Raw genomic sequence first — 25,345 nt, 5'->3', positions numbered from 1 at the left:
CCGCAGCCTGTTCGCCTCTCATTCGGCCCGAAACAGTGGCGACCTGCCAAACCGCGGGGCAGCGGCAACTCCCGCAACGGGGGCCGGGCCAAGACCGTGCTGACCGACGTCGGGCCGGTCGAGGTCAAAGTCCCGCGTGACACCTCGGGCACGTTCGAGCCGCAGATCGTCAAGAAGCGGCAGCGGCGGCTGACCGGAGTCGACGAGATGGTGCTGTCGCTGTCCGCGAAGAGGCTCACGCACGGCGAGATCGCCGCCCACCTGGCGGCCGACCATCCGCTGCGTGCGAGGCAGGTGTGCGAGGCGATGGACGTGGCGGTCGCGCCCAACAACATCAACAACGTCCGCCTCAAGCTCAAGCGGCTGGTCGGCCGCGGGATCCTGACCGAGACCGAGCCAGGCTTGCTCACCCAGCCTCGGCCGTAGTCGACCGACATCGCCACTACCTGCCCGCTTGCCCCGCACGAAACGAAAAATCGGGCATCGGGTCTCATACCGCCCTCTCGGAACGAGGGCGGCAACGGCAACCTCAAGAAGTCCGCCCTGGACAGCATCGACAACCCCCGGCTCCGCCTGCCGCACGGACGCGTGGCACAGACCCTGCTCAATGCCGTCATCATCTTTGTGGCGAACCTCAGAGCCATCCGACGGTTCCTCCGCGACCAGGGCATCCAGCCCCGCAAAGCCAGCACGCAGAGCGCCGCACCCCAACCCGGTGAGGCCACCGACCCGCCCCAGGCGCGACCGCTTCCGACCGAGCAGGTCGAGCCTCCGCCACGCGAGTGACACACCTCCGCCGCGCTCCGCCCCCTGAAAACCCCACATGCCTGCGCCACGGCTACCAGCCGTCGCGCAGGCATGTCCTGTTTCCACAGGTGAGAGGCGCAGTACCTGGACCGCCACCGCCTCACCCCCTCATCGAGCCGATCACGAGGCTCGAGGCCCCAGAAACGACGAATTACCGGTAAGTCACATGACTCGACCGGTAATTCGTGAACGCTTCGGGACGATCTCGTGAACGTCCCTGTGTGTGTGTCCGAGGGGGGACTTGAACCCCCACGCCCGATAAAGGGCACTAGCACCTCAAGCTAGCGCGTCTGCCATTCCGCCACCCGGACCAGGTGTCTGCCGCCTGGACGGGGATGTTCCCCGCGGCGACATGGACAACAATACCAAGCTTTCGGAGTGCCTTTCACCTGCGTTTCCTTCCTCCAGCGAGGGGCCGGGACGATGTCCCCGGCCCCTCGGTGAGCTCACCTCGAGCGACTGACGGGATACGTTCGGCTGTCGCTCACGGCATGAGGTGGTAGTCGGGGAAGTTCCCCGGCAGCCGCTCCCCCGCCGGCCCCCGCGTCACGGCACGCACCAGCAGCTCGCCGCCGACGAACGCGCCCCGCCAGGACGCACCGAACCCGCCGAACAGCTCGTCCCGGTCCCCGCGCGAGCGCGGCTTTCCGTGGCCGACCTTGAACGCGCGGATCTGCGGTGCCAGCCGGTCGAAGGTCGCCCGGTCGTCCGTGGCCAGCGTGGCCACCAGCGCGCCGTTGGAGGCGTTCATCGCGGCCAGCAGCTCCGCCTCCGTGTCGACCAGGACGATGGTGTCGACCGGGCCGAAGGGTTCCGCGTGGTGGAGGGGGGAGGACGGGGGCGGGTTGAGGAGCGTGACCGGCTGGACGTATGCCGAGGTGTCCTGGCCGGGCAGGAAGCGGGCGTCACTCAGCTTGCCGCGGTGCAGTGGGACGGCGCCGCGGTCGACGGCCTCGGCGACCTGGTCCTGCAGCTCCTTGGCCTTGGCGGCGTTGATCACCGGCCCGAAGTCGAGCGTCGGGTGGGGGTCGTCGCGCTGCTCGACCGCCAGCGGGTGGCCCACCCTGAGCGTGCGGACCGCCGGGAGGTATGCCGCAAGGAACTCGTCGAACAGCTCGCGCTGGACGACGAAGCGCGGGTACGCCGTGCAGCGCTGTTTGCCGTAGTCGAAGAGCTTGGGGACGACCGCTGTGAGCGCGTCCCAGTCGGTGTAGTTCCAGATGCCCCAGGTGTTGAGCCCCTCCTGTTCGAGTACATGCCGTTTGCCCAGGTCGGCGACGGCCGTGGCGACGGCGGCGCCGGTGTCGCGGCCGCCGACGAAGGAGACGCAGCCGATCTCCGGCGCCCGCACCAGCGCCTGGGACAGCTCGCCTCCACTGCCGCTGACGAGGGTGACGGGGATCCCCTCGCGGGCGGCGAGCGCACAGGCCAGGGTGAGACAGGCGACGCCGCCGTCGGTCGGGGTCTTGGCGATGACCGCGTTGCCTGCCAGCGCCTGTACCAGCACTGCGTGAACGAGCACGCTCATCGGGTAGTTCCAGCTCGCGATGTTGGACACCGGGCCGTCCAGCGGGGCCCGGCCGGCCACCATCGGTTCGATGCCGTCGACGTACCAGCGCACACCGTCGATGGCCCGGTCGACGTCCGCCTGGGCGAGCCGCCAGGGCTTGCCGATCTCCCAGACGAGCAGGAGGGCGAGCAGTTCACGGTGCGCGGTGAGGGCGTCGAGGGTGGCCGCGACGCGGGCCCGGCGCTCGTCGAGCGGGATGTGCCGCCAGGCGCGGTGCTGGTCGAGGGATGCGCGTACGGCCTGGTGGGCGGCGGCCCGGTCCAGGCGCGGCGGGCCCGCGACGGGGCTGCCGTCGACGGGGCTGGTGGCGGGCAGCGTCCGGCCGTCCGCCTGCCAGGTGCCGTTCCAGAGGTTGAGGACACGGTCGTCCCGGAAGGCTTCGGGGGCGGCCGTGAGGCAGCGCCGCCAGGCGTCGGTCCAGGACGTGCCCGATTTGAGGGTGAGGGTTGAGGTGAGGGTGGTTGCCATCGGGGTTCTCCGCTCTCGGTGCACAGTCGGGGCGGGTCGTGCATGGCTACGGGGGACGCTAGCGAAGCACTGCGACTCCGTATAGTAATCTCGCATCAACCATGAGTGACGTCACGGCCCGCTTCCAGCGCCGCCTGCACCAGTCGGGCCGTCTCGGTCGGTGTACTTCCGACCTTGACGCCGACCGCCTCCAGCGCCTCCTTCTTCGCCTGCGCCGTACCGGACGAACCGGACACGATCGCGCCCGCGTGCCCCATCGTCTTGCCCTCGGGTGCGGTGAAACCGGCGATATAGCCGACGACGGGCTTGGCGACGTGCTCGCGGACGTAGGCGGCCGCGCGTTCCTCCGCGTCGCCGCCGATCTCCCCGATGAGGACGATCAGTTCGGTGTCGGGGTCGTCCTGGAAGGCGGCGAGACAGTCGATGTGGGTCGTGCCCACGACCGGGTCGCCGCCGATGCCGACGCAGGTGGAGAAGCCGATGTCGCGGAGTTCGTACATGAGCTGGTACGTCAGGGTGCCCGACTTGGACACCAGGCCGATCCGGCCCGGCTTGGCGATGTCGGCGGGGATGATGCCCGCGTTGGACTGGCCGGGGGTGATCAGGCCGGGGCAGTTGGGGCCGATGATCCGGGTGCCCTTCGACTTCGCGTACGCCGTGAAGGCGACGGAGTCGTGGACCGGGATGCCCTCCGTGATGACGACCGCGAGGCCGATGCCGGCGTCGGCGGCCTCGGTGACGGCCGCCTTGGCGAAGGCGGGCGGCACGAAGACGACGGTCACATCGGCGCCGGTCGACTGCATACCGTCGGCGACCGACCCGAAGACGGGCACCGCACGGTCGTCGAAGTCGACGGTGCGACCCGCCTTGCGGGGGTTGACGCCGCCTACGACGTCGGTGCCCGCCGCGAGCATGCGGCGGGTGTGCTTCATGCCCTCGCCGCCGGTCATGCCCTGGACGAGGACCTTGCTCTCCTTGGTGAGATAGATGGCCATGGTTCCCGTCTCCTCAGGCTGCGGTGGCGAGTTGGGCGGCACGGCGGGCGGCGCCGTCCATGGTGGTGGCCTGCTGGACGAGCGGGTGGGCGCGCTCGTCGAGGATGGCGCGGCCACGAGCGGCGTTGTTGCCGTCGAGGCGGACGACGAGCGGCTTGGTCAACTGCACCTCGTCCAGGGCCTGCACGATGCCGTCGGCGACCGCGTCACAGGCGGTGATCCCGCCGAAGACGTTGACGAAGACCGACTTGACGGCCGGATCGGAGAGGATGAGGGACAGGCCGTCGGCCATGATGCGGGCGGACGCTCCGCCGCCGATGTCGAGGAAGTTGGCGGGGCGGGCACCGCAGCCGGCGACCACGTCGAGGGTCGACATGACCAGGCCGGCGCCGTTGCCGATGATGCCGACCTCGCCGTCGAGCTTGACGTAGTTGAGCCCCTTGGCCGCGGCCGCCGCCTCCAGCGCGTCGCCGTGCTCCACACCCTCGGCGCCCCAACGCTCCTGCCGGAAGCGGGCGTTGTCGTCGAGAGTGACCTTGCCGTCGAGGGCGAGGATCCGGCCTCGTTCCGTCCGGACGAGCGGGTTGACCTCGACGAGGACGGCGTCCTCGCGGACCAGCACCTCCCACAGCCGCATGAGGACGTCGACGGTCTGCGGCGGCAGTCCGGCGGCCTCGGCGATCTCGGCCGCCTTCGCGGAGGTGACGCCCTCGGCCGGGTCGATGTGTGTACGGGCGACTGCCTCCGGTCGACTGGCGGCGACCTCCTCGATCTCCATACCGCCCTCCGTGGAGGCGATCGCGAGGAAGCGGCCCGCCGCGCGGTCGAGGACGTAGGAGACGTAGAACTCGCTCTCGATGTCTACAGGTTGGGCCAGCATCACCTTGCCGACCAGGTGGCCCTTGATGTCCATGCCGAGGATCTGGCGTGCCGTCAACTCCGCTGCGGCCGGGTCCGCGGCGAGCTTCACGCCGCCCGCCTTGCCCCGTCCGCCGGCCTTGACCTGCGCCTTCACTACGACGCGGCCACCAAGGCGGCGGGCGATCCCGCGCGCCTCCTTGGGCGAGTCGGTGACCTCGGCCCGCGGCACCAAGATGCCGTGTTCTTCGAAGAGTTCCCTTGCCTGGTGTTCGTACAGGTCCATCTCGGCTCCTGTCTGCGAAGTCATCGCGAGGCCGAACTCCGATGACTGGAAATTGCCGCACGCCCCCTGGACACCACCCACCGGATGCGGGATAACAAGCTTCATACAGTATTCGTCGACTGTATGCAATGTACTGCGAGAGCGTTCCAACCCCCTATGAAGGGACAGGACTTCGCCATGCCCGACGACACCCAGGACGTGATTTCCGGCGGTCACCTCGTCGCCAAAGCCCTGAAGGCCGAGGGGGTCGACCGCATCTACACCCTGTGCGGCGGCCACATCATCGACATCTACGACGGCTGCGTCGACGAGGGCATAGAGGTCGTCGACGTCCGCCACGAGCAGGTCGCCGCCCACGCCGCCGACGGCTACGCCCGTATCACCGGCAAGCCGGGCTGCGCGGTGGTCACCGCGGGTCCCGGTACGACCGACGCCGTGACCGGTGTCGCCAACGCCTTCCGCGCGGAGTCCCCGATGCTGCTGATCGGCGGCCAGGGGGCCCTCACCCAGCACAAGATGGGGTCCCTCCAGGACCTGCCGCACGTCGACATGATGACGCCGATCACCAAGTTCGCGGCGGCCGTGCCGGACACGGCACGCGCGGCGGACATGGTGTCGATGGCGTTCCGCGAGTGCTACCACGGCGCGCCCGGCCCCTCCTTCCTGGAGATCCCGCGCGACGTGCTGGACGCCAAGGTGCCCGCGGCGAAGGCACGCGTGCCGAAGCCGGGCGCCTACCGGGCGTCGACCCGCTCGGCCGGCGACCCCGAGGCGATCGAGAAGCTCGCCGACCTGCTGGTCCACGCCGAGAAGCCGGCCATCCTGCTCGGCAGCCAGGTGTGGACGACACGCGGCACCGAGGCGGCCATCGAGCTGGTACGGACGCTGAACATCCCGGCGTACATGAACGGAGCGGGCCGCGGCACACTTCCGCCCGGCGACCCGCACCACTTCCAGCTGTCGCGCCGCTACGCCTTCTCCAACGCCGACGTCATCGTCATCGTCGGCACGCCCTTCGACTTCCGCATGGGCTACGGCAAGCGGCTGTCGCCGCAGGCGACCGTCGTGCAGATCGACCTCGACTACCGGACCGTCGGCAAGAACCGCGACATCGACCTCGGGATCGTCGGCGACGCCGGGCTGGTGCTGAAGGCGGTCACCGAGGCCGCCTCGGGTCACGCTTCTCATGGATACAGCAACGGCGGGGCGTCGAAGCGCAAGGAGTGGCTCGACGAGCTGCGCGCGGCCGAGCAGACCGCCATCGAGAAGCGGCTGCCGAGCCTGCGGTCGGACGCCTCACCGATCCACCCGTACCGGCTGGTCAGCGAGATCAACGACTTCCTCACCGAGGACTCGATCTACATCGGCGACGGTGGCGACATCGTCACCTTTTCCGGACAGGTCGTCCAGCCCAAGTCACCCGGCCACTGGATGGACCCGGGCCCGCTCGGCACCCTCGGCGTCGGCGTCCCCTTCGTGCTCGCGGCCAAGCAGGCGCGGCCCGACAAGGAGGTCGTCGCCCTCTTCGGCGACGGCGCCTTCTCCCTGACCGGCTGGGACTTCGAGACCCTCGTCCGCTACGACCTCCCCTTCGTCGGCATCGTCGGCAACAACTCCTCCATGAACCAGATCCGCTACGGCCAGAAGGCCAAGTACGGCGAGGAACGCGAGCGGGTCGGCAACACCCTCGGCGACGTCCACTACGACAAGTTCGCCCAGATGCTGGGCGGTTACGGCGAGGAGGTCCGCGACCCCGCCGACATCGGCCCCGCGCTGCGCCGCGCCCGCGAGTCCGGGAAGCCCTCGTTGATCAACGTCTGGGTCGATCCCGACGCGTACGCCCCCGGAACCATGAACCAGACCATGTACAAGTGAGGTGCCCCCGATGACTGCTACGTCCACCAAGGCACTCGAAGGCATCCGCGTCCTGGACATGACCCACGTCCAGTCCGGGCCCTCCGCGACCCAGCTGCTCGCCTGGCTCGGCGCCGACGTCGTCAAGCTGGAGGCGCCGACCGGGGACATCACGCGCAAGCAGTTGCGCGACCTCCCGGACGTCGACTCCCTCTACTTCACGATGCTCAACTGCAACAAGCGGAGCATCACCCTCAACACCAAGACCGAGCGCGGCAAGGACATCCTCACCGAGCTGATCCGGCGCTCCGACGTCATGGTCGAGAACTTCGGCCCGGGCGCGATCGACCGCATGGGCTTCACCTGGGACCGCATCCAGGAGATCAATCCGCGTATCGTCTATGCCTCCATCAAGGGGTTCGGCGAGGGCCCGTACACCAACTTCAAGGCGTACGAGGTCGTCGCGCAGGCCATGGGCGGGTCGATGTCGACCACCGGTTTCGAGGACGGGCCGCCGCTGGCGACGGGGGCCCAGATCGGGGACTCGGGCACGGGCGTCCACGCCGTGGCGGGGATTCTCGCGGCGCTGTACCAGCGGGAGAACACCGGGCGCGGTCAGCGGGTCAATGTGGCCATGCAGCACGCTGTGCTCAACCTCTGCCGGGTGAAGCTGCGCGACCAGCAGCGCCTGGCACACGGCCCGCTCGCTGAATATCCCAACGAGGACTTCGGCGACGAGGTTCCCCGGTCCGGAAACGCGTCCGGCGGCGGCCAGCCCGGCTGGGCGGTCAAGTGCGCGCCGGGCGGCCCGAACGACTACGTGTACGTCATCGTGCAGCCCGTCGGCTGGCAGCCGCTCAGCGAGCTCATCGGCCGGCCCGAACTGGCCGACGACCCCGAGTGGGCGACGCCGGAGGCCCGGCTGCCCAAGCTGAACAAGATGTTCCAGCTGATCGAGGAGTGGTCCTCGACCCTGCCCAAGTGGGAGGTGCTGGAGAAGCTCAACGCCCACAACATCCCGTGCGGGCCGATCCTGTCGACCAGGGAGATCATCGAGGACGGGTCGCTGGTCGCCAACGACATGGTCGTCACCGTGCCCCATCCCGAGCGGGGCGACTTCGTGACCGTGGGCAGTCCGCTGAAGCTGTCCGACTCCCCCGTCGAGGTGACCAGTTCACCGCTGCTCGGCGAGCACAACGAAGAGGTCTACATCGGCGAGCTCGGCCTCGGCGACGAGGAGCTGCGCCTGCTCAAGTCGAACGGAGTGATCTGACGTGATGGCCGAAGACCGGGTCCTGAGGGTGCGCACGCTCCTCGACTCCGTGCGGGCCGAGGGACGCACCGCGCTGACCGCGCCCGAGGGCAAGGTGATCGCCGACGCGTACGGGATCGCCGTGCCCGGAGAAGAACTGGCGACCGACGTCGACGAGGCGGTCGCGTACGCGGCACGCTTCGGCGGGCCCGTCGTGATGAAGATCGTCTCCCCGGACATCCTGCACAAGACCGACGCCGGCGGCGTGATCGTCGGCGTCGAGGGTGCCACGGACGTGCGGGCCGCCTTCCACAAGATCGTCGACAACGCGCGCGCGTACGACGCGGACGCCCGCATCGAGGGCGTACAGGTGCAGGAGCTGCTGCCCAAGGGCCAGGAGGTCATCGTCGGCGCGGTCACCGACCCGACCTTCGGGAAGATCGTGGCGTTCGGGCTCGGCGGGGTCCTCGTCGAGGTCCTCAAGGACGTCACCTTCCGGCTGGCGCCGGTCGACGCGGACGAGGCACTGTCGATGCTCGACTCGATCCGGTCGGCGGAGATCCTGCGCGGGGTGCGGGGCGCGGCGGCCGTGGACCGGTGGGCGATCGCCGAGCAGATCCGCCGGGTGTCCCAACTCGTCGCGGACTTCCCGGAGATCGCGGAGGTGGACCTCAACCCGGTGATCGCCACCCCGGAGGCCGCGGTCGCCGCCGACATCCGGGTGATCCTCGCCGAGTCGCAGCCACCGCCCCGGCGGACGTACACACGCGAGGAGATCCTCACCTCCATGCGCCGGCTGATGCAGCCGAGCTCGGTCGCCGTCATCGGCGCCTCCAACGAGCCGGGCAAGATCGGCAATTCGGTGATGCGCAACCTCATCGACGGCGGCTTCGCCGGGGACATCCATCCGGTGAACCCCAGGGCCGATGACATTCTCGGCCGCAAGTCGTACAAGAGTGTCACCGACGTTCCAGGTGAGGTGGATGTGGCGGTCTTCGCGATCCCCGCCAAGTTCGTGGCCTCTGCCCTGGAAGAGGTGGGACGCAAGAAGATCCCCAACGCCGTGCTGATCCCCTCCGGGTTCGCGGAGACCGGCGAGCACGCACTCCAGGCGGAGATCGTGGCGATCGCCGAACGGCACGGCGTCCGGCTGCTCGGGCCGAACATCTACGGCTACTACTCGACGTGGCAGGACCTGTGCGCCACGTTCTGCACGCCGTACGACGTCAAGGGCGGGGTGGCGCTGACCTCGCAGTCCGGTGGCATCGGGATGGCCATCCTGGGCTTCGCCCGCACCACGAAGACGGGTGTGTCGGCGATCGTCGGGCTCGGCAACAAGTCGGACCTGGACGAGGACGACCTGCTGACCTGGTTCGGCGAGGACCCGCACACCGAGTGCATCGCGATGCACCTGGAGGACCTGAAGGACGGGCGCGCGTTCGTCGAGGCCGCGCGGGCGACCGTACCGAAGAAGCCGGTCGTGGTGCTCAAGGCGGGGCGTACGGCGGCGGGGGCGAAGGCCGCCGGGTCGCACACCGGGGCTCTCGCGGGCGACGACGCCGTGTACGACGACATGCTGCGGCAGGCCGGTGTCATCCGGGCGCCCGGGCTGAACGAGATGCTGGAGTACGCGCGCGCGTTGCCGGTGCTTCCCGCCCCGCAGGGCGACAACGTGGTGATCATCACCGGGGCCGGCGGCAGTGGCGTCCTGCTGTCCGACGCGGTGACCGACAACAGCCTGTCCCTGATGGAGATCCCGACTGATCTGGACGAGGCCTTCCGGAAGTTCATCCCGCCCTTCGGGGCCGCGGGCAACCCGGTGGACATCACCGGGGGCGAGCCGCCGTCGACGTACGAGGCGACGATCCGGCTCGGTCTGGAGGACCCGCGCATCCACGCGCTCGTCCTCGGCTACTGGCACACGATCGTCACTCCCCCGATGGTCTTCGCGGAGCTCACCGCGCGCGTGGTGGCCGAGTTCCGGGAGCGCGGCATCGAGAAGCCAGTGGTGGCGTCGCTCGCGGGTGACGTCGAGGTGGAGGAGGCGTGCCAGTACCTCTTCGAGCGGGGGGTCGTGGCGTACCCGTACACGACCGAGAAGCCGGTGGCCGTGCTCGGCGCGAAGTACCGGTGGGCGCGCGCGGCAGGCCTGTTGGGGGGCGGTTCATGAGGTGAGTGAGCGGGGGCCGGCCGACGGTGCGCGTCGGCCGGCCCCGGGACCCGAGCGCGCACGAAAGGCATTGGACAGGGGGCGCTGGCCAGAACTTTCGAACGCAAGGGGTGCAACACGACATGACAACGACTGATCTACCCACATCGGTTCCCTACCGAGAGGTGACGGACGCGAACGGTCGCGTCTACCGCCTCGGTGAGACCGACATCGACATCATGGGCCGCAAACGCAAGTGGATGGTCATCCTGCCGTGGGTCGGCATGATGGGCATCAGCTCGGCCGAGTACGCCTTCGCGTCCGCCGAGGACACTCTGCACCAGGCACATCTCTGGTCCGAAGGCAGCATCTTCTGGCTGCTGACCACCTGGGTGTTCTTCCAGGCCGCGGTGGCCTTCCCGGCGGGGCGGCTGCGTGAGACCGGCAAGCTGCCGGCCCGCTGGGCGATGATGCTCGGCGCCCTCGGAACGCTCTGCGGCTATCTGTCGCTGGCCTACGCGCCGAGTGTCACACTCGCCTTCATCGGCTTCGGCATGTTCAGCGGTATGGGCGCGGGCATGGTGTACGCCACCTGCGTCAACATGGTCGGCAAGTGGTACCCGGAACGCAAGGGCGGCAAGACCGGCTTCGTCAACGGCGGCTTCGCCTACGGCTCGGTGCCCTTCGTCTTCCTGTTCACCAACGTGATGGACATCTCCAACTTCAAGGTCGTCCTGGTCACGGTCGGCGTCTTCCTCGCCGGTGTCGTGGCCGTCGCCGGCTCCTTCTTCAAGGACCCGCCGAAGAACTGGTGGCCTGCCGAGATCGACCCGCTGAACCCGCCGGAGGACCGGCGCGCGCGTCGCTCCCTGGAGAAGAACCCGCCGGCCGTACACCAGTACAGCCCCGTGGAGGCATGGAAGACCGGCCGGGTGGCGCTGATGTGGTTCTGTCTCGCCTGCACTTCGGGCGTGAACATCTTCGGTATCTCCTTCCAGATCGACATCGGCAAGGAGGCAGGCTTCGCCGGCGGGATCGTGGCCACCGCCATGTCGCTCAAGGCAATCGTCAACGGCACCGGGCGCGGTGTGATCGGCTGGCTCTCCGACCTCTACGGCCGCAAGAGGTGCCTGCTGTACGTCTGCGTCATTCTGGGCGCTGCCCAGTTCGGCATCCTCTGGTCGGCCGAGGCCGAGAACCTTCCGCTGTTCCTGATCTTCTCCGCCATCTCCGGCTTCGGTGGTGGCGCCATCTTCCCGATGTTCGCGGCGATGACCGCCGACTACTTCGGTGAGAACAACAACGCGACCAACTACGGCATGGTCTACAGCTCGAAGCTCGTGTCCGGCCTCGGCGCGGGTATGGGCTTCGTGGTCGTCGACGCCTGGGGGCTCGACGGCGCCTTCATCCTGGCCGGCTGTATCTCGTTCTTCGCCGGATTCGTGGCGCTCTTCCTGACCCCACCGGGACGACCCAGGACCAGGAGCAGTGGCGGGATCAAGCCGAATCCCCAGCCGATCAGCCGGGAGATGGACTGATTCCCCAGCCCGCCTGACCGCACACACCGGAGTGGCCCCGGCTTCGGCCGGGCCCCTCACTTCGTACCGCGCGCCCCGTGCCGTGAACCAAAGAGATCAGGTACGGGAGCGCGATCAACCTTCGAGCGATGGGACGTTCATGCTGAGACAAAGGTCACTCCGCGTCGCAGCAATCCTTGCAGCTCCCCTGATCACCATAACTGGCGTCGATTCAGCCTTCGCCGATGGCGGAGGCGTTTCGATCCTCGGGAACACCTGGGTATACCTCGGATCGTCCGCATCGATGGTGCACATCGACGACGGTGACGACTTCCATGTCTGGGACGACCGCGCCGACGGCCACGGGGTGCGGGGGACCTTGCAGGTGTTCCACCCGGTGGGCAACCGCTGGTCACTGGCGGACACCGTGTACACCGGCAGGGGTTCGGGCACGTAAGCATCATTCAGGTACGACGTCCTCACGGGCCTCGCATACCGGATGAGGGTGTGTACGGTGGACGGCTCGAGTGACACCTCCCCGGTCGCCTGCTCGAACTGGAAGACATTCAACGAGTGAGCTGAAAACAGGTGGCCGGCCCCGGAACCTCCTGAATTCCGGGCCGGCCCTGCTGCCTACGGATCCCTAATATCCGCACCTCTCTCGCAGTGAGTTCAGGTGCTCACTGGACTTGCGGGCGAAGGCGAAGGACTCGACGGGATTGTCGTGTTCCGTCTGCCAGTGGTGATAGCGCCGCCCGCCGTGTGTGCGCCTGGTGACCTTCGAGATGAACTCCTTGTAGTCGATGTCGCCCTCACCGACGTCGACCATGCGGTAGCCGTACTGGTTCGCCGGATCGCTCACCCCGTCCTTGACGTGGAAGAGCGGGTAGCGGTGGGGCTGCCTGAGCACGTAGTCGAGGGGTTCGAAGGGTGCGGGTGTGCCGTCGGGCCGCTGTGAGAAGCGGAACTGGCCCGAGTACGCCCAGAAGATGTCCATCTCCAGGAACACCAGGTCGGGGTCGGTCTCGGCGAGCAGCACGTCGTAGAGGCGGACCTTGGGGTTGTCGGTGGCGAAGGAGAACTCCTCGGAGTGGTTGTGCTGGTAGAACTTCATGCCCCGCGCCTTGGCGGCCGCGCCGTACGTGTTGAACTCCTCGGCCGCGCGCTTCCACGCGTCGACGGTCGAGCCGTAGCGGAACGGGCCGGAGGCGGTGCCGATGTGCTTGAGGCCGAGGGCCTGGGCGTCGTCGAGGACCTTGGTGAGGTTCTGGGCGAAGGTGTAGGCGTTCGGGTCGCTGGAGTAGTAGCCGACGTGGCTGCCGATCGAGTTCAGGCCGTGGTTCCGGGCCAGCCGCTTCAGCTGGGCCAGGGTGATCGGGCCGGCCGAGCCCTGGGTGTACCCGGCGAACTCGACCTCGTCGTACCCGTACTTCGCCAGCTCGGCGAAGACGGGGGCGAAGCCGAGCGTGGAGACCTTGTCACGGAGGCTGTACAGCTGGATGCCGAGCCGGCCGGGCGGCAGGACGGGACGGCCGCGGCCGGCGACGCCGGACGCGGTGTCGGTGGCAGCCGTCGCGGGGGCAGCGGCCGCGCCGAGCAGGGCCGCGGCGGTGGCGCCCGTGGCCACGCCGAGCATGCCACGTCTGGTGAGGCGGTGGGTGAGTTCGGGGTCGGACTGGAAGGTGCGGCTCATGACCGGAACTCCTCGAGGTCGGAGGGCGTTGTCAGTGGTGAGTGCTTCACTTGTGACCGGTCAGCAGAGACCGGCCAGTTGGAGCAGGAGTGCTTTCACGTCGGTGGCCGCGACGCGGTCGCCGACAGCGCGGGGGGTGGAGCAGATGAGGAGCGGACCGTCGTCGTCGCTCGCCGGAAGGCGGCCGTGGCTGCCGCGAATAGGTGAAGGGTCCAGAGGCACGACCGCCATGCGGTAGCGCATGCCGAGTTTCTTGCGGGCGAGCGCGGTCGCGGCCTTGACCTTGACGTAGGGGTCGAGCGGATCCATGAACAGTTCGACCGGGTCGTAGCCGGGTTTGCGGTGAATCTCGACGAGCCGTGCGAAGTCGGGCGCGCGGGCATCGTCGAGCCAGTAGTAGTACGTGAACCAGGCGTCCGGCTCCGCCACGGCGACGAGTTCGCCGGAGCGCGGATGGTCGAGGTGATGGGCCTTCTTGCCCTCGTCGTCGAGGAGTTCCCCGATGCCGGGCAGGCCGGCGAGCGCGGCCCGGGTGACGTCCAGGTCCTCCGGGCGGCGCACGTAGACGTGGGCGATCTGGTGGTCCGCGACGGCGAAGGCCCGTGACGCCATCGGATCGAGGTACTCCATGCCGTCCTGCGTGTGCACTTCCAGCAGGCCCGCGCGGCGCAGGGCGCGGTTGATGTCGACGGGCCGGTTCACACGGGTGATGCCGTACTCGGAGAGTGCCACGACGGTACGGCCCTCCGCGCGGGCGTCGTCGAGGAGCGGGGCCATGGCCGCGTCCAGGTCGGCGGCCGCCTTGAGGGAGCGCGGGTCGTCGGGGCCGAAGCGCTGCATGTCGTAGTCGAGGTGAGGGAGGTAGCAGAGCGTCAGATCGGGGTGCCGGGTGCGCATGATGTGGCGGGTCGCGTCGATGATCCAGCGGCTGGAGACCAGGTCCGCGCCGGGGCCCCAGAAGTGGAACAGCGGGAAGGTGCCGAATTTCTCGGTGAGTTCGTCGTGCAGGGCCGGGGGCCGGGTGTAGCAGTCGGGTTCCTTGCGGCCGTCGGCGTAGTAGACCGGACGGGGAGTGACGGTGATGTCGGTGTCGGCGCCCATGGCGTACCACCAGCAGATGTTGGCGACGGTGTAGCCGGGGTGCGCGCGGCGGGCGGCGTCCCAGAGTTTGTCGCCGGTGACGAGGCCGTTGTGCTGGCGCCACAGGAGTACGTCGCCGAGGTCGCGGAAGTACCAGCCGTTGCCGACGATGCCGTGCTCCGCCGGGTGGGTGCCGGTGAGGAAGGTGGACTGGGCGGCGCAGGTGACGGCAGGCAGGACAGTACCGAGCGGGGCGCGGGAGCCGGACTGGCCGAGCGCCTTGAGGTGGGGCATGTGGTCGAGGAGACGGGGGGTGAGGCCGACGACGTCGAGGACGAGAAGCGGGGTCGGGCCTGTGGTGGGAGTGCTCATGGGAGCTCCTTGAGGCCGAGGTCCGTCAACAGGTCGCGGACGAGGGCGAGTTCGGCGGCGATGCCGTCGGCGAGCTGGGATCGGCTGCGGGGGCGCAGCTCGGGTGGGAGGGCCTGCCAGGTGTAGGTCTCGACCTCGAGGTGGCGGGTGAGGGGATGCGGGCCGCCGACGAGCCGGGTCAGGGCGGTCCGCAGGACGGGGAGCGTGGAGGTGAGGGGCGCGGCCGGGGCCGCGTGCAGGGGGACGTGGAAGTGGGCGCGCCACGGTGATGCGTCGGGGAGGGCGTCCGCGCGCAGGGCCTCGCCGAGGTCGTCGGTGCCGCGCAGGCCGGCGGCGGTGGCCGTGCGGGTCTGGTGCAGGAAGCGGGGTTCGTCGAAGGCGGCGAGGGCGTCGCGGACTTCGGGGAGATGGGGGTGTTCGGCGTGCAGGGCGGCTGAGAGCTGGGACTTGACGACGGGGATGCGGGCTTGGTTGAGCGCGTCCAGGGCGGTGTGCGGGTCTTCGAAGGAGGTGGCGAGGTGGCAGGTGTCGACGCAGACGCCGATGCGGTCGTGGCCGATCACGGTGAGCGGGGCGATGGCGTCGCCGGTGGTCTCGACGCTGCAGCCGGGTTCGGGTTCGAGGCCGATGCGGATGTCGCGGCCGGTCAGCTCCTGGAGGGCGTCGAGGCGTTCGGCGAGCGTGCGGAGTGCGGTGCGGGCCGTCTCGGCGCGGGCGTCGTCATAGGCGGTGCGCCAGGCGAGGGGCAGGGTGGAGATGCTGCCCTCGGTGACGTCGTCGGGGAGGAGACCGGCGAGGACGCGGGCGAGGGCGGTGGTGTGGTCGAGGCGTTCGGGGTCGGCCCAGTCCGGCTGGTAGACGCGGTACTTGACCTCTTCGGCGCCGAAGCCCTCGTACGGGAAGCCGTTGAGGGTGACGACTTCGAGGCCGCGCCCGTCGAGTTCGCAGCGCAGTCCGCGCAGGGCGGACGGGTCGGTGACGAGGGCGTGGGCGGCGTCCCTGGCAAGCCACAGGCCGATGCCGAGGCGGTCGCGGCCGAGGCGGCGGCGGACGGGTTCGCAGTGGTCCCGGAGTTGGGCGAGGACGCCGTCGAGGGTTTCGGCGGGGTGGACGTTGGTGCAGTAGGCGAGGTGGACGGTGGAGCCGTCGGGGTGCCGGAAGCGCATGGCTCACGCCTCCGGGGCCGGGGCGCCGGTCAGCGCGTCGGGGTCCTGCGGGGCGCCGCGGAGGATGGAGTTGCCCTCGTGGGTCGCGTCCGTGGCGGTGACGTCGAGGGTGAGGCGGCCGCTGAGGGCGTAGAAGGCGACGGGGTTGCGCCACAGCACCCGGTCGACGTCGTCCTCGGTGAACCCCTCGGCCAGCATCAGGTGGCCGACCTCGCGGGTCTTGAGCGGGTCGCTCCTTCCCCAGTCGGCGGCGGAGTTCACCAGGACCTGCTCGGGCCCGTACGCGCGGAGGATCGCGATCATCCGCCGTTCGTCCATCTTGGTGTCGGGATAGACGGAGAAGCCCAGCCAGCAGCCGCTGTCCTTGGCCTCCTTGACAGTGGTCTCGTTGAGGTGGTCGACCAGGACGTGTTCCGGGGGCAGTGCGGACTCCCGGACGACGTCGAGGGTGCGGCGCAGGCCGGCCAGTTTGTCGCGGTGCGGGGTGTGGACGAGGGCGGGCAGTGTGTGGTCGGCGGCGAGCTGGAGCTGGGCGGCGAGGGCAGTGTCCTCGGCGGGGGTCATCGAGTCGTAGCCGATCTCGCCGACAGCCACGACCTGGTCCTTGACGAGATACCGGGGCAGTTCGCCGAGGACGGGGACGCAGCGCGGGTCGTTCGCCTCCTTGGGGTTGAGGGCGAGCGTGCAGTGGTGGGCGATGCCGTACTGGGCGGCGCGGAAGGGTTCCCAGCCGAGGAGGGAGTCGAAGTAGTCGAGGAAGGAGGCGGGCGAGGTGCGGGGCTGGCCGAGCCAGAAGGAGGGCTCGACGACGGCGCGGACGCCTGCGGCGTGCATGGCCTCGTAGTCGTCGGTGGTCCGTGACGTCATGTGGATGTGGGGGTCGAAGATGCGCATCAGGACTCCTTGCCGTCGGTGCCGCGGCGGCTGGGGCCGTGGTCGGCGGGCGGGGTGGCCGTGGGGTCGGTCAGGGTCAGGACGCGGTGCAGGTCTTCGGGCACGGGACGGCCCGCGGCGGTACGTTCGGCGGCGTAGTCGCCGAGCATGCGGGCGAGTTCCGCGTCGGCGTGGGCGCGGTGCTCCAGGTCGGCCACGGTGTCGACGGGCACGCCGGTGAACAGGCACTTCAGGACGGCGTGGCGCCACTGGTGGGCGTCGAGATGCCGGGCGGCGTACGGGCCGACGGCGGCGGCGAGGAGCCGGGTGTCGTTGGTGCGCAGTGCGTCCTCGACGAGCGGCAGGGCGTTCGGCCCCGGCACGAGGTGGGGCAGGGCATGCAGAACGGCGCGGCGCTCGGCGGCGGTGCCCTGGAAGTAGACGCGGGTAAGGGCGTCCGCGTCGGCGCGGGCCGCGTGCAGGATGAGGACGCGGGCGGCATCGGCGTGCTCCGGCCCGCAACGGCGTCCCGCCTCCGCGAGGCGCAACTCCCACACGGAGATGGGCCCGTGCGTGCCGGGGTGAGCGGCGGCCTCGGCGAGGGCCTGGTCGAGCCAGGTGCGGGCGGTTGCGGGGAGGCGGGGGGCGAGGTGGTCGCGTAGGTCGGTGGGAGGGGTGTGGGGAAGGGCGAGGGCCTGGGGGGCCGCTGACGGGGTGGCCGGGGTGGTGGTGCCCTGGGCGTCCTCTGCCGGAGTGGCCGAGGTGGAGGCCTGAGTGGCCTGTGCCGAGGTGCCCGGCGTGGTCCCCCGAACGCCCTCTGCCGGAGTGGCCGAGGTGGAGGCCTGAGTGGCCTGTGCCGAGGTGCCCGGCGTGGTGTCCTGGGTGCCCTCGGCTGAGGTGCCCGGCGTGGTCCCCCGGACGCCCTCCGCCGGAGTGGCCGAGGTGGAGGCCTGAGTGGCCTGTGCCGAGGTGCCCGGCGTGGTGTCCGGGTGGGTCATGGGGTGCTCCCTTCAGGGGTGGCGGAGGGATCGCCTCGGGGTGGTGTGGCGGTCGGCGTGGGTGATGCCGGGGCGGCCGGGTGTGCTGCGTCGGCGTGGCCGGCCGAGCTGGTCGCGTCTGCGGGGCCGGGTGGAGGGGCGGCGGTGGTCGCCGCGTGACGGAGGAACGGGAGGGAGAGTTCGGCGAAGTGGGGGCCCGCGTGGGAGTGGCGGGGCAGTTCGACGACGGTCAGGCCCTGGTAGCCGGCGGCGGCGAGGGCCGTGAGGACGGGCGGGAAGTCGATCTCTCCCTCGCCGAGAGGGAGGTGTTCGTGGATGCCGCGGCGCATGTCCTCGATCTGGACGTGGCGCAGCCAGGGAGCGGCGGCGCGTACGCAGTCGGCGGGCGGGACGGGTTCGAGGCACTGGCAGTGGCCGATGTCGAGGGTCAGGCCCAGGGGCTCCGGGTCACCGAGGGCGCGGCGGAGGTGGTGGAAGTCGGCGAGGGTGGCGAGGAGGTGGCCAGGTTCGGGTTCGACGGCGAGGGGGATGCCGGCGGTGGCGGCGGCGTCCAGCACGGGGGTGAGCGCGTCGGCAAGGCGGTGCCAGGCCTCGTCCGACGGCGTTCCCTTCGGTGTGATCCCGCTGAAGCAGTGCACGGCGTGGGCACCGAGGTCGGCGGCTACCTCGACGGCGCGGAGCAGCAGGTCGGCACGTCGGGCGCGGGCGTCCGGGTCGGAGTCCAGCAGGGACGGGCCGTGCTTGCGACGCGGGTCGAGCACGTAGCGGGCGCCCGTCTCCACAGTGACGTCCAGACCGAGCGCGTCCAGCCGGTGTGCGAGGCGCTTGGTGCGGGCGGCGAGGTCGGGGGCGAGCGGGTCGAGGTGCATGTGGTCGAGGGTCAGGCCGACGCCGTCGTAGCCGAGGTCGGCGAGGAGGGCGAGGGCGTCGTCGAGGCGGAGGTCGGCCAGGCCGTTGGTGCCGTAGCCGAAGCGGAGGGAGGTGGCGGTGAGTGCCCGTGTCGCCGTGAGGTCCTGAGACGTGGAGACGGTGTTCTTCTCGGGGCTCATGTGATGCTCACCTTCTTCGCGAACCGTCGTGCGAGTGGGGTGAGGGCGGCGATGAGCAGGCCGGTGGGGGCGGCGCCGGAGCGGGCGGTGAGCGCGGCCTGGAGGGGGATCGTGGCGCGGATGCCGCCGGTGACGGCGCGTTGGGTGAGCGGGGGTGACGGGTTGAGGGCGGCGTGGAAGTAGGGGCGGGCCACGGTTGCGGCGTACGCGGCGGTGAGTGCGGTGCGCACCGCACTCGCTCCGGCGCCGGACAGGCCACGGGCGGCTGCGTCCCGTCGGCCGGCCGGGGGTCGGGCGGGCGGCCGCGTCACCAGTCGGGTCAACACTCCGGTGGCGGCGAGGGCCGCCAGGGGTGCCAGGGGTGCGCCGCCGGTCGTCTCCCGGCGGGACACGGCCGTGACCGCGAGGGTGTGCGTGCCGAGCAGAGCGGCGGAGGGGAACGCCGCGCCGGTGTGGCCCGTGGTGGCCGCGGCGCCGAGGAGGAGGTCCAGGGCGCGGGCCGCGGCCATGGCTGCGGGACCGGCGGGAGTGTGCTTGAGCGTGAGGTCGTAGGCCCAGACGGTGGCCGCGAGCGGTGCGGCGACCGCCAGGGCGGGGCGGCCGGCGCGGGCGGCGAGGGCCAGGGCGGCGCCGGTGAGAGCGCAGGCCGCGGTGAGGGCCGTGGCCGGGCCGACGCGGCCGGAGGGGAGGGGGCGGTGCGGGCGTTCCCTGGCGTCCTCCTCGCGGTCCGCCCAGTCGTTGAGGACCATGCCGGCCTCGTACAGGCAGAGGGAGGAGCCGATGGCGAGCAGGGTGCGGGAGTTGGGTGGAGCGCCGGTCGCGGCAGCGCCTGCCAGGGAGTCGCCGGGGACCGTGAACAGGGCTGGGAGACGGAGAAGTTCGGGCCAGGCGGACATGGGGTTCGAGGGCTCGGCCGTTCGGCCGGTCGCCGTGGACGCGCGTGCCGTTGTTCCGGAGGTCGCTGCCGACGCACGTGCCGCCGGTCCGCCAAGCGCCTTGGCCACACGTGCCGCCGGTCCGCCAGACCCCACCGCTTCCACGCGTGCCAACAGTCCGCCCGTCATCGTTGCCACACGTGCCGCCGGTATCCCCGACCCCCTCGGCCCCCTCCCCACCCGGCGCCGCCTCACCGCTCCTCCTCCCCCGTGCCGGAACGCCGCTCGGGCTCCCCCGCATCCACGTCCCGCAACCGCTTCGCGAACCCCGTCAGCGCCCCGTACTGCTCCGCCAACCCCGCCGGCGCCTCCCCCACCGGGTCCTTGAAGTAGAAGGCCAGCTCGCCGAGCGGGCCGGTCAGACCTGCCTCATGGGCTCGGGCGGTCAGGCGTGCCAGGTCGAGGACGAGAGGGGCGGCGAGGGCGGAGTCGCAGCCCTGCCAGATGGTCTGGAGGATCATGCGGGTGCCGAGGAAGCCGTCGAAGGCGATGTGGTCCCAGGCGGTCTTCCAGTCGCCGAGCGCGGGAACGTCGTCGATGTGGACCTCGCCCTCGGGGGTGGTGCCGAGAGTGTCGGCCAGGACGCGTTCCTTGCCCGCGTTCTTCGCCGCGGCCGCGGCCGGGTCGGCCAGGGAGGCGCCGTCCCCGCCGCCGAGGAGGTTGGTGCCCGACCAGGCCCGGACCGCCAGCGCCCGTTGGGTGAACATCGGGCCCAGGACGGAGCGGAGCAGCGTCTGGCCGGTCTTACCGTCGCGGCCCGCGTGCGGGAGGCCGCTCGCTGCCGCCGCCGACGTCAGCGCCGGGTGGTGCAGGCCGGTCGACGGGGTGAAGTTGACGTAGGGGCAGCCCGCGCGCAGGGCCGCCGCCGCGTACAGAGAGCTGGGCGGAAGTGCGTCGCCTGCGGCCGTGGGCTCGGTGGAGGCCAGGTTCACCACGACTGCCCGGGCGAGCCGGCACCGGCGTACGAAGTCCCGTATGTCCGCGGCGAAGGCGGCGATCAGCTCCTCCTCGCCTCGTGCGTCCCCGGTGAGCGGGCCGCCGGGCCTGATCTCCCGGTCGGCGGCGGACAGTTCGGCCCGTACAGCCGCGGGGAGACCGGCCGGCAGGACGCCGCCCGCCGCGAGCGCTTCCGCGCGTTTGGGCAGGGGGCAGTCCACCGTGTCGTGGCCGCCGAAGACGAGGGACGCCAGCGGAGGCAGGCCGCTGCCGGCGAACACCGGTGTCTCGGTGGCCAGGCCGATCGGCGGGTGCAGCCCGGCGGTCAGCGCGGCGCACCCCGCGACGACGGTGGTGGCGACGGAGCCGCGGGCTCCGATCAGCCACACCCCCACACGGGTGCCAGGAAGGGACGCGGACATGGGCAGCCTCCTTGTCGAGCGCGTCGTGTGCGAACCGCGAAAGTCGTATGCGAACCGCGAACCGCGAACCGAGAACCGCGAGGCCAGTCGCGAGAGAGGGAAGACGGCGAGCGGGAGTCCGGCGTCCCCCGCCCGCCGTCGCTCAGTCGCCCTGCGCGGGCAGTTCCCTGATCCGGACCGAGCGGAAGGACACCTGGTCGTCGGCTCCGTGGTTCTGGATGCCGATGTGTCCGTCGCGCAGGCTCCGGGCCGGATCGGTGTTGGTGAAATCGTTGATCTTCACGCCGTTGAGCCAGACGCGGAGGCGTTCGCCCTCCACCCGGATCTCGTACGTGTTCCACTCCCCCGGCGGGTTCAGCGCACGGTCGCGCTTCTTCAGGTCGGCGGACCGGAAGCCGTAGACGGACCCTGTCGTCTTCTCGGGTACGTCCGTGGCGTCGATCTGGATCTCATAGCCGTTGTTCACCGCCGACCACGGGTCGTCCGAGGGCGGGAATCCCACGAACACACCGGAGTTGTCGTCGCCGGACATCTTCCAGTCGAGCTTCAGGGAGTACGAGGTGAAGCCCGACGCGGCGTACCAGAGCATCCCCATGCCGCCGGCCGACGTGATCGTGCCGTCGTCGTCGAGGGTGAAGGAGCCCGGGCCCGCCTGTTGCCACCCGTCCAGTGAAGTGCCGTCGAAGAGTGGACGGTAGCCGTTCTCCGGTCGACAGTCGGCCTGCACATCGCCGATTGCATACAGGATTCCGCCCATCAGGTGTCGACGGAATACAGGATCCGCGTAGGACTCCTTCGTATGCCCGCCGCCCGTGTAGAAGGCGCGCCCGCCCTGGTAGGTCTGGCACCAGGCGATCGGATGGTCGCCGTTCATGGTGCCGCCGGTGTACGACGACTCGTCGAGGGAGGCGAGGACGTGGGCGTGTTCCCTGGGATTGGAGCGGTAGTTGTACCACTCGTCGGTGCGGTTCCAGGTGCGGGACAGCCCTGAGGTGGCCGGATGTGCGCGGTCCTCCACCCGCACCGTGGCGGGCTGGATCGCCGGGTGCGACTGGAAGTACGCACCGGCGAGGCCGCCGTAGAACGCCCAGTCGTACTCGGTGTCGGCCGCCGCGTGGATGCCGACGTAGGCGCCGCCGCGCCGGATGTAGCCCTCGAACGCGGTCTGTTGGGCGACGTCGAGGACGTCTCCGGTCGTCGACAGGAAGACGACCGCGTCGTACCGGCGGAGGTTGCCGGCCGTGAAGGCTCCGGCGTCCTCCGTCGCGTCGACCGTGAACCCGCCCGTCTCACCGAGCTGTTGGACTGCCGCGACGCCGTCGGGGATCGAGTCGTGCCGGAAACCGGCCGTCTTGGAGAAGACCAGCACCCGTTTTCCGTCTTCCCCTGCCTGTGACGCGGCCGGTTCGGACACGCAGCCCAGGAGCACGGCGGCTCCCACAACTGCCGTTCCCACTCGTCTGGTTGAGCGCATCAGCGCACCTCCTCTCAGCCGGTCGTGAAGGTGAAGTCGTCCACGTCGTACAGGGCGCTGGTACCCGTCCCCTTGAAGACGAGGTAGAGGGTGGTGGTGCCCCTCGGCGCGCGGGACAGGTTCGTGGTGACGTCCTGGAAGTTCTCCCAGCCGCCGGTCACCGGCACGGTCGCCCTGCCGAGCAGGGTGCCCGTCGAGGACCCCGCACGGATCTCGAGGGTGCCGCCCGTGCCGCCGGACGCGATGCGCGCGGTGATCTGCTGGGCGTTGCTGAGGACGTACGGCGTGAAGGAGATCCAGTCGCCGTTGTTGATGTCGCCGACGGTCCTGCCCCCGTGTGCGGTGGCCTTGGTGATGACCGAGACGCCGGAGCCGTTGCCGAAGTGCTCGGCCTGGCGCTGCTTGGGCTGGGCGACGTTCTGGTCGTGCGTGGTGAGCGGGGCCTGGCCGCCGCCTCCGCCGTCGGTGTACTCGGCGTCGAGGACTCCGAAGATGTTGGCGTCCTCGTCATGACCGCCGTCGGCACTGGTCTGCAGGGTGCCGGTGCAGCCGTTGGCCGAGGTCAGCGGGTGGCCGTGGGTGTCGTGGCCGAGGACGAAGGTGACCTTGACCTTCGAGCAGTCGATGGTCCGGTCCTCGGGGTCGGTCACGCGCACCTTGAACGGAATCGCGTCACCGAAGCTGAACAGCTGCCCGTCCTTGGGGAGTTCGAGCATCACCTTGGGCGCGGTGTTGCCGACCACGATCTGCACGCTCGCGCTGCCGGTGCGGCCGGAGGTGTCCTTGGCGGTCAGCGTCGCGCTGTAGGTGCCGTTCTTCTTGTATCTGTACGTCGGGTTCGCCGCCGTCGACGTGCCGCCGTCGCCGAAGTCCCAGCTGTACGTGAGGGCGTCGCCGTCCTGGTCACTGGTGCCCTCGGAGGAGAAACGTACCCTCAGCGGGGCCTGTCCCGAGGTCCGGTCGGCCGCGGCCTGCGCCACCGGTGAGTGGCCGTCGGTCGCGTTCTCGATGCGGTACAGGCCCGAGTTCTCGTCGCCGCCGAACCAGGCGGTGCCGTAGTCCAGGACGTACAGCGCGCCGTCCGGCCCGAAGGCCATGTCCATCACCTGGGTGCCGGTCCACGGGACGTCGTTGATCGACTGCACGGTCCCGTCGGCGTCGCTCGCGATCCGCTTGATCCAGCGGCGGCCGAACTCCCCGGCGAAGAAGTTCCCGTCGTACGCCTCGGGGAACTTCACGGGCGAGTCGAGCGAGGCGTCGTAGTGGTAGACCGGGCCGCCCATCGGGGACTCGGAGCCGGTGCCGAACTCGGGCACGGAACCGCCGTCGTACGGGATCCAGGCGGGCTGGGCCGGGGGCAGCTCGGTCAGGCCGGTGTTGTTCGGCGAGGTGTTCTTCGGGGCGCTGCAGTCGAAGGCGGCACCGGATACACCCGTCGTGAAATCATATGCAATATACGGGTCATTGTCGCCCGTGCAGTACGGCCAGCCGAAGTTTCCGGGACCGGTCACCCGCGCGAACTCGACCTGCCCCGCCGGGCCGCGTGCCGGGTCGGCGGCGCCCGCGTCCGGGCCGTAGTCACCGACGTAGAGGATGCCGGTGGCCTGGTCGACGCTGAAGCGGAACGGGTTGCGGAAGCCCATGGCGTAGATCTCGGGCCGCGTCTTGTCCGTGCCGGGCGCGAAGAGGTTGCCGTCGGGGATCGCGTAGGAGCCGTCGGCGTTCACCTTGATGCGCAGGATCTTGCCGCGCAGGTCGTTGGTGTTGCCGGCCGAACGCTGGGCGTCGAAGGCCGGGTTGCGGTTGGCGCGCTGGTCGATGGGGGTGTAGCCGTCCGACTGGAACGGGTTGCTGTCGTCGCCCGTCGACAGGTACAGGTTGCCCGCCGCGTCGAAGTCGATGTCGCCGCCGACATGGCAGCAGATGCCGCGGGAGGCGGGGACGTCGAGGATCTTCGTCTCGCTGGCGACGTCCAGCGTGCCGTCGGCCTTCAGGACGAACCGGGAGAGCCGGTTGACGCCGTCGAAGGGAGCGAAGTCGGCCGCGGTGCCGGTCTCGGGGGCGTCGCCCGCGGGGGTGTTCATCGGGGGCGCGTAGTACAGGTAGATGAAACGGTTGGTGGTGAAGTCGGGGTCCACGCCGATGCCTTGGAGGCCTTCCTCGTCGTGTGTGTACACGTCGAGCTTGCCGGCCAGCCGGGTGTTGCCCGCGGCGTCCGTGATGCGGAGTTCCCCGTCGCGCGAGGTGTGCAGGACGGAACGGTCCGGGAGGACGGCGAGCGACATGGGCTCGCCGACCTCCGGTTCACCCTTGGCGAGGGTGACCTGCTGGAAGTCCTCGGCCACCGCGGCCGCGGGCGCGGCTCCCGGGTCGGCGACGGCTGCGCCGGCCTGGGGAGCGGCGAGGGTGAGGGACGCTCCTGCCAGCAGTGCGCCGCCGAGCAGGGCGATTGCCTTACGGACGGTAAGGCGTCGTCTGTGGGTCTCGGTTCTGCCGGTGCCTGTGGTGCTGTCGTTCCCGTGCACGGGTGCCTCCAGAAAGGGGCCGGTTGTACGGGCGGGTGCGGTACGCCGGGATGCGCCGTCATCCCG

General features: G+C 70.3%; 17 protein-coding genes, 1 tRNA gene and 2 pseudogenes. 6 read left to right on the top strand and 14 right to left on the bottom strand.

Annotated features, from left to right (window positions below; all coding sequences use genetic code 11):
* Positions 1 to 60 precede the first annotated feature (60 nt).
* Positions 61 to 267, top strand: a pseudogene (locus AQJ91_RS54445) (transposase); the annotation flags it as partial.
* Positions 268 to 1,033: 766 nt separating this feature from the next.
* Here AQJ91_RS54445 and AQJ91_RS17370 read toward each other — a convergent pair.
* The 4 genes from AQJ91_RS17370 to sucC form a co-directional block, all read right to left on the bottom strand.
* Positions 1,034 to 1,118: transfer RNA gene (locus AQJ91_RS17370), tRNA-Leu, on the bottom strand.
* 173 nt (positions 1,119 to 1,291) lie between these two features.
* A complete protein-coding gene (locus AQJ91_RS17365; protein WP_067022022.1) occupies positions 1,292 to 2,845 on the bottom strand; it encodes an aldehyde dehydrogenase family protein in 1,554 nt (517 codons plus the stop codon).
* Between the two features lie 95 nt (positions 2,846 to 2,940).
* Positions 2,941 to 3,840 (bottom strand): succinate--CoA ligase subunit alpha, encoded by a 900-nt coding sequence (gene sucD, locus AQJ91_RS17360; protein ID WP_067022021.1) that lies wholly within the window; start codon positions 3,838 to 3,840, stop codon positions 2,941 to 2,943.
* A gap of 13 nt (positions 3,841 to 3,853) precedes the next feature.
* Entirely contained in the window at positions 3,854 to 4,984 is a 1,131-nt protein-coding gene (gene sucC / locus AQJ91_RS17355) for an ADP-forming succinate--CoA ligase subunit beta (protein ID WP_067022019.1), read from the bottom strand.
* A 177-nt stretch (positions 4,985 to 5,161) separates the two neighbouring features.
* Here sucC and AQJ91_RS17350 point away from each other — a divergent pair, with 177 nt between their 5' ends.
* The 5 genes from AQJ91_RS17350 to AQJ91_RS53615 all read left to right on the top strand — a co-directional run bounded on the left by AQJ91_RS17350 (position 5,162) and on the right by AQJ91_RS53615 (position 12,213).
* Complete coding sequence (locus AQJ91_RS17350; RefSeq protein WP_067022132.1) at positions 5,162 to 6,859, top strand: thiamine pyrophosphate-binding protein; 1,698 nt, start codon at positions 5,162 to 5,164, stop codon at positions 6,857 to 6,859.
* A 10-nt stretch (positions 6,860 to 6,869) separates the two neighbouring features.
* Entirely contained in the window at positions 6,870 to 8,111 is a 1,242-nt protein-coding gene (gene frc / locus AQJ91_RS17345; protein ID WP_067022133.1) for a formyl-CoA transferase, read from the top strand.
* 4 nt (positions 8,112 to 8,115) lie between these two features.
* Entirely contained in the window at positions 8,116 to 10,260 is a 2,145-nt protein-coding gene (locus tag AQJ91_RS17340; protein ID WP_067022130.1) for an acetate--CoA ligase family protein, read from the top strand.
* A 122-nt stretch (positions 10,261 to 10,382) separates the two neighbouring features.
* Positions 10,383 to 11,777 (top strand): OFA family MFS transporter, encoded by a 1,395-nt coding sequence (locus AQJ91_RS17335; RefSeq protein ID WP_067022017.1) that lies wholly within the window; start codon positions 10,383 to 10,385, stop codon positions 11,775 to 11,777.
* A gap of 283 nt (positions 11,778 to 12,060) precedes the next feature.
* The gene (locus AQJ91_RS53615; RefSeq protein WP_159054591.1) at positions 12,061 to 12,213 is read left to right on the top strand and encodes a hypothetical protein; all 153 of its coding nucleotides are present in this window, start codon (positions 12,061 to 12,063) and stop codon (positions 12,211 to 12,213) included.
* Between the two features lie 186 nt (positions 12,214 to 12,399).
* Here the strand turns inward: AQJ91_RS53615 and AQJ91_RS17330 are convergent, their stop codons facing one another.
* From AQJ91_RS17330 to AQJ91_RS17285, 10 genes and pseudogenes are all read right to left on the bottom strand, one after another.
* Positions 12,400 to 13,449, bottom strand: coding sequence for a sugar phosphate isomerase/epimerase family protein (locus AQJ91_RS17330; protein WP_067022015.1), 1,050 nt, complete (start codon positions 13,447 to 13,449; stop codon positions 12,400 to 12,402).
* A gap of 60 nt (positions 13,450 to 13,509) precedes the next feature.
* On the bottom strand, positions 13,510 to 14,901 hold the full coding sequence (locus AQJ91_RS17325) for an alkaline phosphatase family protein (RefSeq protein WP_067022013.1): 1,392 nt from the start codon (positions 14,899 to 14,901) through the stop codon (positions 13,510 to 13,512).
* Positions 14,898 to 16,067, bottom strand: a complete 1,170-nt coding sequence (gene eboE, locus AQJ91_RS17320) for a metabolite traffic protein EboE (RefSeq protein ID WP_067022011.1) — start codon at positions 16,065 to 16,067, stop codon at positions 14,898 to 14,900. Before eboE ends, AQJ91_RS17325 begins: the two co-directional genes overlap by 4 nt.
* A gap of 3 nt (positions 16,068 to 16,070) precedes the next feature.
* Positions 16,071 to 16,961: a TatD family hydrolase gene (locus AQJ91_RS17315; protein WP_199847948.1), complete on the bottom strand. Its 891-nt coding sequence runs from the start codon at positions 16,959 to 16,961 to the stop codon at positions 16,071 to 16,073.
* Positions 16,961 to 17,665: pseudogene (locus AQJ91_RS17310) on the bottom strand (EboA domain-containing protein); the annotation flags it as partial. The pseudogene AQJ91_RS17310 and the gene AQJ91_RS17315, both read right to left, overlap by 1 nt.
* Before the next feature lie 269 nt (positions 17,666 to 17,934).
* Positions 17,935 to 18,987 carry a sugar phosphate isomerase/epimerase family protein gene (locus AQJ91_RS17305; protein ID WP_067022009.1) on the bottom strand — a complete coding sequence of 351 codons (1,053 nt, stop codon included), beginning with the start codon at positions 18,985 to 18,987 and terminating at the stop codon, positions 17,935 to 17,937.
* On the bottom strand, positions 18,984 to 19,883 hold the full coding sequence (locus AQJ91_RS17300) for an SCO3242 family prenyltransferase (protein ID WP_067022007.1): 900 nt from the start codon (positions 19,881 to 19,883) through the stop codon (positions 18,984 to 18,986). The genes AQJ91_RS17305 and AQJ91_RS17300 overlap by 4 nt, the downstream gene beginning before the upstream one ends.
* 230 nt (positions 19,884 to 20,113) lie before the next feature.
* A complete protein-coding gene (locus AQJ91_RS17295; protein WP_067022005.1) occupies positions 20,114 to 21,280 on the bottom strand; it encodes an inositol-3-phosphate synthase in 1,167 nt (388 codons plus the stop codon).
* Positions 21,281 to 21,422: 142 nt separating this feature from the next.
* Entirely contained in the window at positions 21,423 to 22,754 is a 1,332-nt protein-coding gene (locus tag AQJ91_RS17290; RefSeq protein ID WP_067022003.1) for a ThuA domain-containing protein, read from the bottom strand.
* 14 nt (positions 22,755 to 22,768) lie between these two features.
* A complete protein-coding gene (locus AQJ91_RS17285; protein WP_067022001.1) occupies positions 22,769 to 25,279 on the bottom strand; it encodes a PQQ-dependent sugar dehydrogenase in 2,511 nt (836 codons plus the stop codon).
* Between the last annotated feature and the right edge of the window lie 66 nt (positions 25,280 to 25,345).

It is taken from the genome of Streptomyces dysideae (genome assembly GCF_001514305.1).
GTDB lineage: Bacteria > Actinomycetota > Actinomycetes > Streptomycetales > Streptomycetaceae > Streptomyces > Streptomyces dysideae.
The sequence above is the reverse complement of the archived record's forward strand: the minus strand, read 5'-3'. Positions and strand labels throughout refer to the sequence as shown.

What these genes read in the sequence shown, in the direction of transcription:
- AQJ91_RS17365 (WP_067022022.1), bottom strand. Translation starts at nt 2,845, where the DNA reads ATGGCAACCACCCTCACCTCAACCCTCACCCTCAAATCGGGCACGTCC.
- sucD (WP_067022021.1), bottom strand. Translation starts at nt 3,840, where the DNA reads ATGGCCATCTATCTCACCAAGGAGAGCAAGGTCCTCGTCCAGGGCATG.
- sucC (WP_067022019.1), bottom strand. Translation starts at nt 4,984, where the DNA reads ATGGACCTGTACGAACACCAGGCAAGGGAACTCTTCGAAGAACACGGC.
- AQJ91_RS17350 (WP_067022132.1), top strand. Translation starts at nt 5,162, where the DNA reads ATGCCCGACGACACCCAGGACGTGATTTCCGGCGGTCACCTCGTCGCC.
- frc (WP_067022133.1), top strand. Translation starts at nt 6,870, where the DNA reads ATGACTGCTACGTCCACCAAGGCACTCGAAGGCATCCGCGTCCTGGAC.
- AQJ91_RS17340 (WP_067022130.1), top strand. Translation starts at nt 8,116, where the DNA reads ATGGCCGAAGACCGGGTCCTGAGGGTGCGCACGCTCCTCGACTCCGTG.
- AQJ91_RS17335 (WP_067022017.1), top strand. Translation starts at nt 10,383, where the DNA reads ATGACAACGACTGATCTACCCACATCGGTTCCCTACCGAGAGGTGACG.
- AQJ91_RS53615 (WP_159054591.1), top strand. Translation starts at nt 12,061, where the DNA reads ATGGTGCACATCGACGACGGTGACGACTTCCATGTCTGGGACGACCGC.
- AQJ91_RS17330 (WP_067022015.1), bottom strand. Translation starts at nt 13,449, where the DNA reads ATGAGCCGCACCTTCCAGTCCGACCCCGAACTCACCCACCGCCTCACC.
- AQJ91_RS17325 (WP_067022013.1), bottom strand. Translation starts at nt 14,901, where the DNA reads ATGAGCACTCCCACCACAGGCCCGACCCCGCTTCTCGTCCTCGACGTC.
- eboE (WP_067022011.1), bottom strand. Translation starts at nt 16,067, where the DNA reads ATGCGCTTCCGGCACCCCGACGGCTCCACCGTCCACCTCGCCTACTGC.
- AQJ91_RS17315 (WP_199847948.1), bottom strand. Translation starts at nt 16,961, where the DNA reads ATGCGCATCTTCGACCCCCACATCCACATGACGTCACGGACCACCGAC.
- AQJ91_RS17305 (WP_067022009.1), bottom strand. Translation starts at nt 18,987, where the DNA reads ATGAGCCCCGAGAAGAACACCGTCTCCACGTCTCAGGACCTCACGGCG.
- AQJ91_RS17300 (WP_067022007.1), bottom strand. Translation starts at nt 19,883, where the DNA reads ATGTCCGCCTGGCCCGAACTTCTCCGTCTCCCAGCCCTGTTCACGGTC.
- AQJ91_RS17295 (WP_067022005.1), bottom strand. Translation starts at nt 21,280, where the DNA reads ATGTCCGCGTCCCTTCCTGGCACCCGTGTGGGGGTGTGGCTGATCGGA.
- AQJ91_RS17290 (WP_067022003.1), bottom strand. Translation starts at nt 22,754, where the DNA reads ATGCGCTCAACCAGACGAGTGGGAACGGCAGTTGTGGGAGCCGCCGTG.